The 14,963-nt window shown below is 65.4% G+C and carries 11 protein-coding genes and 1 pseudogene; 6 read left to right on the top strand and 6 right to left on the bottom strand.

The genetic code is table 11. The annotated features are described in order from the left end of the window. Positions 1 to 42: 42 nt before the first annotated feature. The 3 genes from ACVINW_RS05455 to ACVINW_RS05445 all read right to left on the bottom strand — a co-directional run bounded on the left by ACVINW_RS05455 (position 43) and on the right by ACVINW_RS05445 (position 4,478). Positions 43 to 1,752 (bottom strand): SulP family inorganic anion transporter, encoded by a 1,710-nt coding sequence (locus ACVINW_RS05455; protein ID WP_456756307.1) that lies wholly within the window; start codon positions 1,750 to 1,752, stop codon positions 43 to 45. A 311-nt stretch (positions 1,753 to 2,063) separates the two neighbouring features. Beyond that, a complete protein-coding gene (locus ACVINW_RS05450) occupies positions 2,064 to 2,585 on the bottom strand; it encodes an N-acetyltransferase family protein (RefSeq protein ID WP_456750350.1) in 522 nt (173 codons plus the stop codon). 378 nt (positions 2,586 to 2,963) lie between these two features. Continuing rightward, positions 2,964 to 4,478, bottom strand: a complete 1,515-nt coding sequence (locus ACVINW_RS05445; RefSeq protein WP_456750349.1) for a helicase HerA domain-containing protein — start codon at positions 4,476 to 4,478, stop codon at positions 2,964 to 2,966. A 194-nt stretch (positions 4,479 to 4,672) separates the two neighbouring features. On the opposite strand from ACVINW_RS05445, the pseudogene ACVINW_RS05440 reads away from it, so the two are divergent. After that, a pseudogene (locus ACVINW_RS05440) lies at positions 4,673 to 5,857 on the top strand (MFS transporter); the annotation flags it as partial. 238 nt (positions 5,858 to 6,095) lie between these two features. On the opposite strand, the gene ACVINW_RS05435 reads toward ACVINW_RS05440, so the two are convergent. The 3 genes from ACVINW_RS05435 to ACVINW_RS05425 form a co-directional block, all read right to left on the bottom strand. Then, positions 6,096 to 7,268, bottom strand: coding sequence for an OpgC domain-containing protein (locus ACVINW_RS05435; RefSeq protein WP_456750348.1), 1,173 nt, complete (start codon positions 7,266 to 7,268; stop codon positions 6,096 to 6,098). Positions 7,269 to 7,420: 152 nt separating this feature from the next. Next, the gene (locus tag ACVINW_RS05430) at positions 7,421 to 8,035 is read right to left on the bottom strand and encodes a TetR/AcrR family transcriptional regulator (RefSeq protein ID WP_456750347.1); all 615 of its coding nucleotides are present in this window, start codon (positions 8,033 to 8,035) and stop codon (positions 7,421 to 7,423) included. Between the two features lie 59 nt (positions 8,036 to 8,094). Continuing rightward, entirely contained in the window at positions 8,095 to 8,346 is a 252-nt protein-coding gene (locus tag ACVINW_RS05425; RefSeq protein WP_456756306.1) for an acyl-CoA dehydrogenase family protein, read from the bottom strand. 176 nt (positions 8,347 to 8,522) lie between these two features. Here ACVINW_RS05425 and ACVINW_RS05420 point away from each other — a divergent pair, with 176 nt between their 5' ends. The 5 genes from ACVINW_RS05420 (at position 8,523) to ACVINW_RS05400 (ending at position 14,952) form a co-directional block, all read left to right on the top strand. Continuing rightward, positions 8,523 to 9,626 carry an asparaginase gene (locus tag ACVINW_RS05420; protein WP_456750346.1) on the top strand — a complete coding sequence of 368 codons (1,104 nt, stop codon included), beginning with the start codon at positions 8,523 to 8,525 and terminating at the stop codon, positions 9,624 to 9,626. Positions 9,627 to 9,757: 131 nt separating this feature from the next. Further along, on the top strand, positions 9,758 to 11,206 hold the full coding sequence (xylB, locus tag ACVINW_RS05415) for a xylulokinase (RefSeq protein WP_456750345.1): 1,449 nt from the start codon (positions 9,758 to 9,760) through the stop codon (positions 11,204 to 11,206). A gap of 174 nt (positions 11,207 to 11,380) precedes the next feature. Then, the gene (locus ACVINW_RS05410; protein ID WP_456750344.1) at positions 11,381 to 12,904 is read left to right on the top strand and encodes a sugar ABC transporter ATP-binding protein; all 1,524 of its coding nucleotides are present in this window, start codon (positions 11,381 to 11,383) and stop codon (positions 12,902 to 12,904) included. Further along, complete coding sequence (locus ACVINW_RS05405) at positions 12,897 to 13,934, top strand: ABC transporter permease subunit (protein WP_456750343.1); 1,038 nt, start codon at positions 12,897 to 12,899, stop codon at positions 13,932 to 13,934. The genes ACVINW_RS05410 and ACVINW_RS05405 overlap by 8 nt, the downstream gene beginning before the upstream one ends. A gap of 70 nt (positions 13,935 to 14,004) precedes the next feature. Further along, complete coding sequence (locus ACVINW_RS05400) at positions 14,005 to 14,952, top strand: ABC transporter substrate-binding protein (RefSeq protein ID WP_456750342.1); 948 nt, start codon at positions 14,005 to 14,007, stop codon at positions 14,950 to 14,952. The last annotated feature ends 11 nt before the right edge of the window (positions 14,953 to 14,963 follow it).

The following is a 14,963-nucleotide window of genomic DNA, read 5'->3' as shown; positions in this document are numbered from 1 at the left end:
GCCGCCTCCGTCTCCCGACGGACGACCCCTGAGATTCGGTACCTAGTCCTCCCAATCTTCCCATTCGACCTTGTTGATTTCCAAATAGCCGGAAACCGCCGAGCCGATCGTCGGGAAGAAGTAGCCTTCGCCGAGCTGCGCGAACAGTCCAAATCGCTTCAGCTTGTCTTTGACCGGGTCCTTGAGTTCAGCAAAGCAGAGTTCGATCCCTTTCTCGTGCAAAGCTTCGTCCAGTTCAGCAACGGTATCGCAGGCCGTGACGTCGACGCTGGTGACTGGCTCTGCCGCGACGACCAGCCAGCGAACCGGCGTGGGCGACGTCGCCACCGCGTGCAGGACGCGTTCCTTGAAGAACTCGGCGTTGGCAAAGAACAGCGGCGCGTCCCACCGGAATAGGACCAGCCCCGGGATCTGGCGCGCATCGGGGTATCGCGTGATGTCGTGATAGCCCTTGACGCCGTGGGCACGGCCCAGCACCGCGGAGTGCGGTCGCCATCCGTCCCACAGGAACTCCGCGATGGCCACGGCGATTGCAAGACCGATTCCTGGAATCGCGCCGAACACAGCCACGCCGACGAAGCACAGCACGATCAACCAGAATTCCCATCTCTGGATGCGATAAATTCGCTTGAGGTCGGTGATCTCGAACAGGCCGATCGCCGCGGCGATGACGACGGCGGCCAATGCAGCGTTGGGCAAATGCTGCAGAAGGTTTGGCGCCACGACGAGAAGGAATGCGATGGCGAGCGCGCCGACGATGCTGGTCAGTTGTGTGCGAGCACCGGCGGCCTCCGCCACCGGAGTGCGCGAAGAGCTGCTGCTGATCGGGAAGCCCTGAAAAAAGCCGGTTGCTAGGTTGGCGGCCCCGAGCCCCACCATCTCCTGGTTCGGATCGACCTTGTCGCCCAGTCGCGCGGCGTAGGTTCGCGACAGCACACTGGTGTCGGCAAATGAGACGAGCGCGACGGCGCTTCCGCCGATTAGTACCGGAACCAGATCGCCATAGCTGATCCAGGGAACGGCAAGCGCCGGCAGACCCTGAGGAAGGGGGCCCAGGACCTTCACGCCGTAGCTGGCCCCCAGATCGAGCGCACCGACGACGAGAGTTGCCCCGACAACGGCAATCAGAATACCCGGCAGCCGCTTGTTGTCCTTGAGCAGCAGGATGACGATCAGCGTTGCGAGCCCAACCGCGAAAGCAACCCAGTTTGTCCTGCCGGCGAGGATCGCGCCGCCGATTTTCCACAGGTCCCGCAATGGTCCTTCGTTCTCAATCGAGAATCCGAGGAGCTTTGGCAGTTGGCTGATCAATACTGTCAGCGCAATTCCGTTCATGTAGCCGTAGCGGATCGGCTTGGAAAGAAGCTCGGTCACGAAACCGAGCCTCGCGAAGCCTGTCAGCATGAGCACTGTTCCCGAAACGAGGGCCATCATGGCGCCGAGTGTCGCCGCGCGAAGGGGATCGCCACCGGACAGTGGGGCGACCACACCGAGAATGACAGCTGCGAGGGCCGAGTCCGGTCCGAGCACGATGATGCGGCTTGGGCCGAACACCGCGTAGGCCAGGAGCGGGATGATGGTTGCGTAGAGACCGTGGATGCCCGGCAGGCCCGATGCCGCCGCATAGGCGATACCAACCGGGACCAGCATTGTTGCAAGGACTAGGCCGGCAAAGATGTCGTGCGGTAGCCACGCCGCCTCGTATCGGCGGAGGGTGCCGACGCCGGGCGTCCAGCGTATCCAACGGCTCATTTGGCGAGCACTCCCGGGCTCGGTCGAGCGCATGGCAAACACTCCCAGTCCGGCCAGAGCAATCGGCCGACGAATTGACCGGAAGCCAATTTGCACTAGCGTTTGCCAGGCTGAGCGTTGATCTATCTCAAGCCGGCTCGCAACGATGGCCAGTTCCCTGGGTGGCGCATCGTCAGTATGGAACAAGTGGGCTCTGTGAACGGAAGCTTGGTGTGCCGCAACGCGGCGCGCAGCGGCGGCTATCGGCTTCGTTGATCGCGACGCCAAGAGTGCCTGCCGTCCCCGGGCCAGGGACACGTGCTTTGTCCCGTTCAGGAAAGCTTCAACGTCAAGTGTCTGACTTGCCGGTCGCCGCCGGCGCTCGAACGGAACCCGAAGCGGCTGAATATGCTGAGCATCGCCACGTTCTCGGGCAGGACTTCCGCGGTTAGTTCTTTCAGCCCTGCATGGCGCGCGATCACCAGCAAATGGCGCATGAGCGCCGTGCCGATACCCTTGCTCTGATAGGCATCTATCACGACGAAGGCCAACTCAGCCTGGCCAGGCTGCGCGACGATGTAGCGGCCGCCGCCTGCGACGACCGGTCGGCCGTCCTCGTCGATCTGCGCAACCAGCGCGACATGATCGGCGAAATCGATATTCATGAAAAACGCGATCTCTTTGTCGGAGAAGCTGCGCTTCGGGGCGAAAAAGCGGCGCTGTCGCGATTGGACGCTGGTGCGGCCGACCGCCGCGAGCATGTCGTCCCGGTCGTCCGGCCGGAGCGCCCGAACTTCGATCCTGCTGCCGTCACGCAAATGCTCGATCGCAGAATAATCGGCTGCACCTGGCATCGTTGTCCTCGCAAAGATCGTTGCCGGCGATACAACCTTGCGAACTTAGGGGAGTGGTCGTCCTCGCCGAGAGAGACCCGCATTCCGACAAAGAAGGAAGCGATTGTTGCGTCAATGTAGGCTTTCGACCCAATTTCCGGAATGGCCACTGATTTTCCGAGAGAATGATACGTCTCTTAATCGCGAGCCCTGACTGAGCGCCTTCGGGACGCGAGGATGCCCACGCTCAGATCGCAACCTGAACCGAATGTCGGTATCGGTGGTTGCGCCTCCCCGCAACCAAATCTCTTAACCGGCAGAGATGAAAAGCCCGCCTTTCGGCGGGCTTTTTCGTGCGGGGCTGTATCTCTATCGTGCGCTTCGCTGCTCCAGCTCCAATCACAGTGGTGAGCAGCTCGCGGCTGTCTCCCCCGGCACATCATCCGCATTCGGATCGGCCGCCGCGGTCGCCCAGGCGAGTTCGACGAGGGTCACGATCCGCCGGCCGGCGCCGTCGAGCTGGCAGACGATCAGGCCTTGCTCCTCGATGTAGGTCAAAAGGTGCCGGGCGCGACGCAGCGAGTGGGTGCCGTAGGCGCGGGCGATGGCGGCATCGCCCGGGCAGGGCCAGCCCTCCTTCGCGGCGCGCGCGATCATCATGAAGACACCCTGCATGTCCTCGGGCAGGATGGCGGCACGCAGCGCGACGTCCTGCCAGGCATCGTCTTCCGCCATGTCGGCGCCGAGCCCGGCGCGGGCGCGCGTCAGCATGCGGCGGAAATCGGTCAGCTCCGGCACCACGGCACCGAGCCCCTCGATCCGGCAGCGCACCACGAATTCCTGATAGAGCACGCCGATGGCGCGGAAGCCGGCGTCGGGCTCGGCAAGAATGGCGCGTAGGATGCGGTCCAGCCGCTCACGCCGCTCGGCCAATTGCTCGGCGCTCGGCGGTGGCTCCGCGCTTTCTGGATCCGGCTCCGGTGCCGCCGGTTTGGCGGCCATCAATTGGCTGAGCAGGTCCGGCGCCGGCGCCCGGCGTGGTGGCCGCGTTGTCTCGGGCGGCGGCGCGGCCAGGATGATGGCGCGTGCGTCCTCCAGTGCCGCCTCCGGCAGTGGCATCAGCCGCGGCGCTGCGTTGCGCGGCTGAGTGTCGGTTGGACCGATGCGCAGGCGGAGCGGACGGCGCGAGAGCGCCGGTCCCAGCGCCATGAACTGTCCGCGTTCGAGATCGCGGAAGGCCTCCGCCTGCCGCCGCTCCATGCCGAGCAGGTCGGCGGCGCGCGCCATGTCGATATCGAGGAAGGTGCGGCCCATCAGGAAGTTCGACGCTTCGGCGGCGACATTCTTGGCGAGCTTCGCCAGCCGCTGGGTTGCGATGATGCCGGCAAGGCCGCGCTTGCGGCCGCGGCACATCAAATTGGTCATCGCGCCGAGCGAGAGCTTGCGCGCCTCGTCGGTGACTTCGCCTGCGACCGCCGGCGCGAACAGCTGCGCCTCGTCCACCACCACCAGCATCGGATACCAGTGGTCGCGGGGCACCTCGAACATTCCGCCGAGGAACGCCGCCGCGCGCCGCATCTGGTTCTCGGCGTCCAGCCCCTCGAGATTGAGCACGGTGGAGACGCGATGGATGCGCACGCGCTCGCCGGCGACCTGCAGGCTGCGCTCGGTGTGGTCCTCGGCGTCGATCACGAGGTGGCCGAAGCGTTCGGCCAGGGTGACGAAGTCGCCTTCGGGATCGATGATGGCCTGCTGCACCCAGGGGGCGCTCTGCTCCAGCAGCCGCCGCAGCAGATGGGACTTGCCGGAACCCGAATTGCCCTGCACCAGCAGGCGCGTGGCCAGCAGCTCCTCGAGGTCGATGGCCGCCGAAGCGCCGGCCGTCGTCTGTCCCATCTCGATCGCTACGGTCATCTGCCCCGACTCAAATTGTCCTTGCGGAGACGCGGCTTAACAAGCCGATCGCGCCCCGTCGAGCCGACCGCAACATCATCCCCAGACACGGCGCGGGACAATCTGGACATCATTCACCGTGAAGCGCCGCCGAATCTGCGAGCAACGTTCGCGCCGCGCAGGAATGTCGAAGCTAAAACGATGCCGCTATTCTGATGCCGGATACCTCCGTCCCGTTTGCCGGTGGTGTCTCCTCGCGCAAACCCCGTCATAGTCCTCAGCACAAAAGAAACGTGCGAGGAAACATGACTGAGAGCATCGTTGATGCCGTCGCGCCGTCGGTCGCGACGCCTGGTGCGGTGTCGCCGCGAAAAGTGTTTTGGGCGACCTGGTTCGGCTGGATGCTCGATGGCTTCGATTCCTCGATGTACAGCTACATCCTGGTCAGCGCACTGAGCGAACTATTGCCCGCGAGCGGCATCGAGCCGAGCAAGGCCAATATCGGCATCTATGGTGGGCTGTTGTTCTCGATCTTCATGCTGGGCTGGGCCTGCTCGATGGTCTGGGGCTGGGCCGCCGATCGTTACGGGCGGGTCAGGATCATGTGCTGGACGGTGCTGGTCTACTCGCTGTTCACGGCGTTGTGCGGGCTTGCGACCGGGATCGTGATGTTCGCCTTGTTTCGGTTCGTTGCCGGTTTCGGCATCGGCGGCGAATGGGCCGCGGGCACGCCGTTGCTCCAGGAATCCGTGCCGGAGGCCACGCGGGTACGGCTCGCCGGCTGGCTGCATACGGCCACGCCGACCGGGCTCTTCCTCGCCGCCGCCGTGACGCTCGCGATCGGCAGCACGCTCGGCTGGCGCGGCATGTTCCTGCTCGGCATCCTGCCCGCGCTCTTGATTGCGTATCTGCGCAGCAACATTCCCGAGCCGGAACACGGCGCGTCGCGCCCGCAGCCGCGGGTCTCGGCCTTGTTCGCCGGCGACCAGGCGCGCACCACCTGGGCGGCCGCGCTGATGATGGCCTGCATCATCTTCGGCCTGTGGTCGTCGAACTTCTGGGCGCCCACCGTGATTGCGACCAAGCTGGTCGCCGCCGGCGCGACGCCTGCGCATGCGCAGGAGATGGGCGCAGTGGCGGGCTTGATCACCAATGTCGGCACCTTGATCGGCTGCCTCCTTGTCCCATGGCTCACCGGCTGGCTCGGCAGCCGGCGCCGCACCGCGGTGCTGTTCTTCATCGGCGGGCTGGTCTCCGTCGTGGCCTGCTACGAGGTCGCGATCGAATGGCTGGATAGTCTGGTGCTGTTCATGGTGCTGCTGCCGGTGCTCGGCTTCTTCACCAATGGCGTGTTCGGCCTGTTCACGATCTGGCTGCCGGAGATGTTTCCGTCCGCCCTGCGCGGTTCGGGCTCCGGCTTTGCCTTCAGCATGGGCCGGGTGCTCGGTGCAGCCGGCCCGTCGCTGATCGGCGCGCTCGCGGCCCCGCACCGGCAGTTTTCCGCTGGCGATCTCGATGCTGTCGCTGATCTATGTGATCGGCTTGCCGTTGATCCGGCTCGCGCCGGAGACCGCTGGCAAGCCGCTCGCGAAATAGCGAGCGCGTCGGCCACCCGGCGGCGCTCGTACACGGAAAGGGCTATTCCGCCGGCTTCACGGCCACCGCCGCCGGCGCAGCCGCCGCTGTCCTCGGGGGCGCCTTGTCGACCTTCTTCGACCACGAGCGGTAATAGGCCAGCACGGTCATCAGCACGATGCCGACCACGCTGACCATGATCTGCATCCACAGGCTGCCGGAGACCTCGACCAGCACCACATGTGCGACCACGGCGAGGAACACGCCCGAGCAGAACACCTCGAGCGACTGCTGGCCGCATTTGATGATCGGCTGGAAGATCGGCCATTCATATCCCGGCCATTCGCGCGGCAGGAAGCGGGTGACGAAGAAGGCCAGCACGACGAAGTGCAGCACGCGATAGGGCGCGAGGTTGGTCTTGTCGTTCGGATTGAACGCATCATAGAGCCAGCCCGGCATCGCCTGCCCGAGCTCCGGGAAGCGGCCCGCCAGCGTCATCACCAGAGCGAACAGCAGATAGGCGCCGCCGAGCCAAAGGAAGGCGCGCGAGCGGATGAAATTGATCGACTCGCTGGCGCCGCCGAGCGCGAACCAGCCGCCGAACACGAACAGGAACTGCCAGCAGAACGGATTGAAGTACCATGTGCCGGACGGATAGGCCGGCAGATTCCAGCCGAAATGACGTGCGGCGAGATAGAGCAGGAACGAGGCCAGCAGCGTCAGATTGAGCTTGCGCAGCATCGCCCACAGCACCACGGGATAGACCAGCATCAGCGCGATATAGAGCGGCAGCACGTCCATGTTGACCGGCTTGAACGCCAGGATCAGGCCCTGATAGAGCGTCTCGGCCGGGTTCTGCATGAAGCCCGCGACGTTGAACTCGTTCTGCAGATTGGGGTCGTGATAGCGCTGGGCGAGATAGCCGATCTCGGCGATGTAGATCACGAACAGCAGAACGTGCGCGACGTAGATCTGCCAGGCCCGCTTGATCAAGCGGGTGGCGCCGATCACGGTGCCGCGCTCGAGCATCATTCGCGCATAGACGAAGGATGCGGTGTAGCCGGAGATGAAGACGAACAGATCGGCGGCGTCGCTGAAGCCGAAATTCTTCTGCGTGATCCAGTTCACCGCATTGTTCGGGATATGATCGAGATAGATCGCCCAGTTGGCGAAGCCGCGCAGCAGATCGAGGCGGTAGTCGCGGCCACGCGGCGGCAGAACAGCCTTGACGTCCATCGGTTCGCTCCCATCCCCATTTCCCGCGTCCGGCCGCGGGTTCGCGACGTCATACTAGAACAGGATTTCGACGGCTGTGTATCGGTTTTCCGGGAAAGGATCGTCTCAACCGCGGGACAAACAACGCTGAATTTGGATCAAATCGTTCGCAGCTAGTGCTGCACGAACCCGTTATGCAGCGTGGTGAACAGCGTCCGGCCCTTCTTCACCAGATCATATTTGCGGCCATAGAGCAGCCACACCGCGGTGAGGTGGCACATGCCGCCCATCATCAGCGACATCGCAGTGTAGGGATCGAGATTGCGGCGATAGATGCCGGCGCGGCTCGCCTGCCTGATCAGCTGCACATAGCGCAGCGCGTATTTGTCGACCGCTTTCTTGATCCGGGGTTCGGCGGCAAGCACGCTTGGCCAGATCTCCAGGAAGAACACGCGGCCCCATCCCGGATTGTCCTTGATGTATTGGAAGTTGGTCAGGAAGATGATGCGAAGCTGCTCGACCGGATCGCCACCCTTGAGCAGCAGCGGCTCGGTCTTCTGATATAGCGCTTCGAAATTGCCCTCGGGCACATCGAGGACCAGCGCGCGCTTGTCCTCGAAATAGTCGTAGAGGCTGGAGAGCGGCACCTTGGCCGCCGCGGCGATGTCGGTGAGCGAGGTGCCGTCGATGCCCCTCTGGCCGAACAGCCTGGTCGCCGCCGACAGGATCTGCTCGCGCCGGTCGCGACTGCGTTGTTGCTTGAGCTTGAGCGTCGTCCCCGAAGCCACGATCGTCTCCAAGAGCGTTTGCGCGCGAAGTGGATACCGGTTCGCGCAAGGAGAACGCGTCAAAACAAGAATCTCGTCCCGCAAAAACAGTAAGGCAGCGGGATCGGAACACAAGCGCTCCTGCTGCGGCATACAGCGTAAGATTGTCGGCTAGATCGGCGCGTTCCGCCGTCCCGATTGCCGAACGCGTTGCGGGCGATGATCTGGCGCATGATCTCGGATGTGCCGTCGAGAATGCGGACCACACGCGTTTCCCGCCAGATACATGGGCCCGTAAATTCGAACAATAACCGAAAAATGTGTGACGTCATTCCGGCGCTGTCGAGATTTCGGGCAGGCGCTGAAAAATCGCGGCACTCGCCTGATGACGCGACCCACGCGGGATCGGCGGGAAATATTGCCGCCGGCGTTTCCGCCGCAAGTTTGTCCATTTCTTACGCGACAAAACCATGAGTTGTGGGTAGATAGCTTGTCACTGAGGGAAGAAATGATGCAGCAGTACTCGCTTCGATCGACCCGCTCCGGACGCACGATCTTCGGGCTCGCCGCAGCCCTCATGATCGGGCTTGCGTCGTCGGCTATCGCACAGCAGTCGCCCGGCGGCAGCACACTGGCCAAGGTGCTCGTGCTCGGCACCGGCGGCACCATCGCGGGCCAGGCCAACGCGCGTGCCGGCAATGCCTACGATTCGGGCAAGGTCAGCGCGGCAAACCTGATCGCGGCGATTCCGGGCATCGACCAACTCGCCCAGATCTCGGCCGAGCAGATCTCCTCGATCGGATCGCAGGACATGAACGACAAGGTCTGGTTCGACCTCGTCAGGCGCATCCGCGCCGCCATCGACAACAAGGAAGTCGACGGCATCGTCATCACCCACGGCACCGACACGATGGAGGAGACCGCGTTCTTCCTGCAAAACGTGCTGGACACCGACATGCCGGTGGTGCTGGTCGGCTCGATGCGGCCCTCGACCGCGATCGGCGCCGACGGGCCGGCCAATCTTTACGACGCGATGCGGGTTGCATCGGCGCCGGAATCCCGCGGCCGCGGCGTGCTCGTGGTGCTCAACGACACCATCCACGGCGCGCGCTGGGTGCAGAAGACCAATACGACCAGCGTCCAGACCTTCCGCTCGCCCGATGCCGGGCCGGTCGGTTACGTCGACACCGGCTCCCTGCGCTTCCTGGCGGCGGCCCCAGCCAACGGCGCCAAGCTGAAGCTGCCGGACGCACCGCCGCTGCCCCGGGTCGACATCATCTACTCGCACGCCAACATGGACGCCGCCGAGGTCGAGGATGCGGTCAAGCGCGGCGCCAAGGGCATCGTGCTGGCCGGCGTCGGCGACGGCAATTCGTCGAAGGGCGCAATCGATGCGCTGGCGGCGGCGGCAAAGCAGGGCGTCGTCGTGGTGCGTTCGACCCGCGTCGGCTCGGGCTATGTCAACCGCAACGTCGAGGTCGAGGACGACAAGCTCGGCTTTGCGGTCTCGCTCGATCTCAATCCGCAGAAGGCGCGCGTCCTGCTCGAACTCCTGATCGCCAACGGCATCACCGATCCCAAGGCGGTGCAGCAGGCCTTCGCCCAGCCGTGATCGCACGACGTGAGGTGAGCACGGTCGTCAGGCTCCCTCTCCCGCTTGCGGGGGAGGGCTGGGGTGGGGGTCTCTCCACGAGTCGCCTTGCGGAAGCAGCCCTCACCCGGATCGCGTAGACACGAGGCGTCATGTATCTCGGGATCGATCTCGGTACCTCGGCGGTCAAGACCGTACTGGTCGACGCAGGCCAGCGCGTGGTGGCGAGCCGCAGTCAATCGCTGACTGTGGCCTCGCCGTATCCGGGCCATAGCGAGCAGGATCCGGCGCAGTGGATCGACGCCGCGTTCGCGACGCTCGACGCGCTGAAGGCGGATCATCCGGCCGAGCTGGCTGCAGTCGACGGCATCGGCCTGTCCGGCCAGATGCACGGCGCGACGCTGCTGGACGCGAATTGGAAGCCGTTGCGGCCCTGCATTCTCTGGAACGACGGGCGCTCGGCTGCGGAATGCGGCGAGCTGGAGCGGCGCTGGCCGGCGCTGCGCGCGACCACCGGCAACAAGGCGATGCCGGGCTTCACCGCGCCCAAGCTGTTGTGGGTCGCCAAGCACGAACCGGAGGTCTTCGCGGCCACCCGGCTGGTGCTGCTGCCGAAGGCCTACCTGCGCCTGGTGCTGACCGGCGAGGCGATCGAGGATATCTCGGACGCCTCGGGCACGCTGTGGCTCGATGCGGCGCGGCGGGACTGGTCGGATGCGGCGCTCGACGCGACCGGCCTGTCGCGCCGGCATATGCCGCGTCTCGTCGAGGGCTGCGCGCCGTCGGCGCGGCTGTTGAGCGAACTCGCGCAGCGCTGGGGCATGACCAGGCGGCCGATGATAGCCGGCGGCGCCGGCGACAATCCGGCAGGCGCCATCGGCATCGGTGCGATTACCCATGGCTCGACCTTCGTCTCGCTCGGAACCTCCGGCGCGCTGCTGGCGCCGACCGGTGCGATCGCCAGCAACCCCGAACGCGCCGTGCACACCTTCTGTCATGCCATTCCAGGAATGTGGATCCAGGCCGGCGCAATCCTGTCGGCGGCGTCGTGCCTGGCCTGGATCGCGCGGCTGCTGCAGACCCCCGAGGGCGAATTGCTGGCGCCGCTCGGCGCGCAGCCGAGGGCGCCGTCGCCGGTCAGCTTCCTGCCCTATCTGTCCGGCGAGCGCACGCCGCATGACGATCCCGATGTGCGCGGCATGCTCGAGGGCATCAGCCACGGCACCGACCGTGATGCCATCGTGCAAGCCGTGCTCGAAGGCGTCGCTTTCGCGTTGGCGGATTGCCGCGACGTGCTTGCCGACAGCGGTGTGGCGATCACCGCAGTCGATGCCATCGGCGGCGGCTCGCGTTCGCGGTTCTGGCTTGCGGTGCTCGCCAACGTCCTCGACATTCCGGTGCATCGCTTTGCCGATGGCGAAACCGGGGCCGCCTTCGGCGCCGCGCGGCTCGGACGCCTTGCCGTCAGCGGCGAGGCGATCGAGGCCGTCTGCACCGCGCCGCAGCGCGTCGAGACGTTCGAGCCCGACCGCGCCCTTGCGCAAGCCTATGCGGAGCGGCTGCCGAAATGGCGCAGCCTGTATCGGCCAAAACACCGATGAGACGCTGAACGGCAGCAGCGCAACTCGGGTTCCGCGCACCAATCCGATTCCAGCCTTGTGATCATCGGAAGGTATTGCCCTACGCAGCGGCCTTTTGTTTAATGCGGCCACGCGCGCGAGGAACGAACACAACTTGCGGGTGCGGCGCAACGTCGTCGGCACTGGGGAGGCAGGATGAGCGACCCGATCCTCGAGATGCGCCGGGTCTCCAAGTCTTTCTTCAGCATCAAGGCATTGCGCGGCGTCGACCTCACGGTCTATCCCGGCGAAATCCACGCTTTGATGGGCGAGAACGGCGCCGGCAAATCGACGCTGATGAAGATCCTGTCGGGCGCCTACCGGCCCGATCCGGGCGGCGAGATCCGCATCGAGGGCAAGCCCGTGAGCTTCAACGGCCCGCATGCCGGCCGCGCGGCGGGCATCTCGATCATCTATCAGGAGCTGTCGCTCGCGCCCAATCTCAGCGTGGCGCAGAACATCTATCTCGGCCGCGAGGTCTCGCGCTTCGGGATGCTGGCGCGCGAGGCGATGGAGGCCGGCGTCGGCCCGATCCTCGAACGGCTCGGCGCGGACTTCGCGCCGTCGACGCTGGTGGCCGGTCTGTCGATGGGCCAGCGCCAGCTGGTCGAGATCGCCCGCGCGCTGCACGCCCGCTCGAAAATCCTGATCATGGACGAGCCGACCACGGCGCTGTCGGCCGGCGAGAGCGAGCGGCTGTTCGGCCTGATCCGTCGGCTCCGCGCCGAGGGCCTTGCCATCATCTACATCTCGCACCGCATGGATGAGGTCTATGCGCTCGGCGACCGCGTCACGGTGCTCCGTGACGGCACGCTGGTCGGTTCGCTCGACAAGCCGGAGATCCGCGCCGACACCATCGTCCGCCTGATGGTGGGACGCGACGTCTCGTCCTTCTACAAGAAGGAGCATGATCCGCGCGCGATGCACGGCGCGCCCATGCTCGCGGCCGTCGACCTCGCCGACGGACGGCGCGTCAAGGGTTGCTCGCTGACCGTGCATGCCGGCGAGGTCGTCGGCCTCGCCGGACTGGTCGGCGCCGGCCGCACCGAGCTTGCGCATCTGATCATCGGCGCGGCGGCAAAGACCGCCGGCCATGTCGAGATCGAGGGACGCGCGGTCGACATCCGCAACCCCGGCGAGGCGCTCGAGGCGGGCATTGCCTACCTCACCGAGGACCGGAAGGCGCTCGGCCTGTTCCTGGACATGTCCTGTCTCGACAACATCAATCTCGCGGTGCTGGGCCGCGATGCCAGGCTCGGCGCCATCCTGGATCGCGACAAGGCGCGCGACCGCGCCAGCAAGGCATTCGCTGCGTTAGGCATCCGCGCCGCGGATATCCGCGTTGCGGCCGGTGGCCTCTCCGGCGGCAACCAGCAGAAGGTGCTGCTGTCGCGCCTGCTTGCGACGACGCCAAAGGTCTTGATCCTCGACGAGCCGACGCGCGGCGTCGATGTCGGCGCCAAGTCCGAGATCTATTCGATCATCGACAACCTTGCCAAGGCGGGCACCGCGGTGCTGGTGATCTCATCCGATTTGCCCGAGATCATCGGCATCTGCGACCGCGTCATCGTGATGCGCGCCGGGCTGCTTGCCGGCGAGATCAAGCGGACGACGGCAGCGCCGCTCGACCAGGAGCAGATCATGGCGCTCGCAACCGGAATGGAGCAGCTCGATGCCTGATGACGGGGCTTCCGCAAAGGCCACCGCCGCGGTCGGCCTCGTCGCTGCGCAGGAGACGCGGCGTCAGCGCACGCGGCTGCTGATCCGTTCGGCCGGCATGCTGCCGGTGCTGGTGCTGCTGTGCATCGGCTTTCATCTGCTGTCGGATGGGCGCTTCTTCACCGCGCAGAATCTCGGCATCGTGGTACAGCAGGCCGCCGTCAACACCGTGCTGGCGGCGGGCATGACCTTCGTGATCCTCACCGGCGGCATCGATCTGTCGGTCGGCTCGATCCTGGCGGCTTCGGCGATGGCCGGGCTGATCATCTCCAAGTTTCCCGATTTCGGCGCGTTGTGGTTGCCGGCTGCGGTGCTCACGGGCGCAATCTTCGGCATCCTCAATGGCGGTTTCATCGCGCTGCTGCGGCTGCCGCCCTTCATCGTGACGCTGGGCTCGCTCACCGCGGTGCGCGGCGTGGCGCGCCTTCTGGGTGCCGACACCACGGTGTTCAATTCGGAGATTCCCTATGCCTTCATCGGCAACGGTTCGCTGACGCTCATTCCCGGCGTGCTCTCGATCCCCTGGCTTTGGGTGATCGCGCTGCTCGTGATCCTGGTCTCCTGGCTGGTGCTGCGCCGCACCGTGCTCGGCGTGCACATCTACGCGGTCGGCGGCAATGAGAGCGCAGCCCGTCTTGCCGGCATCAAGGTCTGGGCGGTGCTGATCTTTGTCTATGGCGTGTCGGGGCTGCTTGCCGGTCTCGGCGGCGCCATGCAGGCGGCGCGGCTCTATGCCGCCAACGGCCTGCAGCTCGGCCAGTCCTACGAGCTCGACGCGATCACCGCCGTGATCCTCGGCGGCACCTCCTTTGTCGGCGGCATCGGCTCGATCTGGGGCACGCTGGTCGGCGCGCTGATCATCGCCGTGCTGTCGAACGGGTTGATCCTCACCGGCGTCTCCGACGTCTGGCAATATGTGATCAAGGGCCTCGTGATCATCGGCGCGGTGGCGCTCGATCGCTACCGGTTGCAGGGCTCGGCGCGCACCTGAGGCACAACAACAGTCCGTCGCGATCACTGGTCGACGTGGCGGAGCTTCAAGCAGACCAGGGAGGAAGCCAATGTTGAAGTCGATCTCGCTTGCCGGCGCCGCCGTCGCGCTTGTCTTGAGTTCCGTCCCGTCCTCGGCCAAGGAGCTGAAGGCGATCGGCATCTCGCTGGGCTCGCTCGGCAACCCGTTCTTCGTCGCGCTGTCGAAGGGCGCCGAGTTCGAGGCGAAGAAAACCAATCCGAACGTCAAGATCACCACCGTCGGATTCGAATACGATCTCGGCAAGCAGGTGACCCAGATCGACAATTTCATCGCCGCCGGCGTCGATCTGATCCTGCTCAACCCCGGCGATCCCAAGGCCGTCGGGCCGGCGATCAAGAAGGCGCAGGCCGCCGGCATCATCGTCGTCGCCGTCGACACCGCGGCCGAAGGCGCCGATGCCACGGTCACCACCAACAACGTCCAGGCCGGCGAGATCTCCTGCCAGTACATCGTCGACAAGCTCGGCGGCAAGGGCGACGTGATCATCGAGAACGGGCCGCAAGTCTCCGCGGTGATCGACCGCGTCGTCGGTTGCAAGAACGTGTTCGGCAAGAACCCGGGCATCAAGGTGCTGTCGAGCGACCAGGACGGCAAGGGCTCGCGCGAAGGCGGCCTCACCGTGGCGCAGGGCTATCTGACCCGCTTCGCCAAGATCGACGCCATCTTCGCCATCAACGATCCGCAGGCGATCGGCACCGATCTCGCCGCGCGCCAGCAGAACCGCAGCGGCATCGTCATCACCGCGGTCGACGGCGCGCCCGACATCGAGGCCGCGCTCAAGGATCCCGGCTCGCCGCAAATCCAGGCGTCCTCCTCGCAGGATCCGTTCTTCATGGCGCGCCGCGCCGTGCAGATCGGCGTCGGCCTGCTCAACGGCCAGAAGCCTGCCTCGACCGTCGAGCTGTTGCCGTCAAAGCTCGTGACGCGCGACAACATCGCCGAATACAAGGGCTGGACCTCGAACCGTTCGCAATAGCAATACGAAAG

This window comes from Bradyrhizobium sp. USDA 4461 (genome assembly GCF_054055655.1).
Note: the sequence above shows the minus strand (reverse complement) of the source record. Positions and strands in the feature narration are given on the sequence as shown.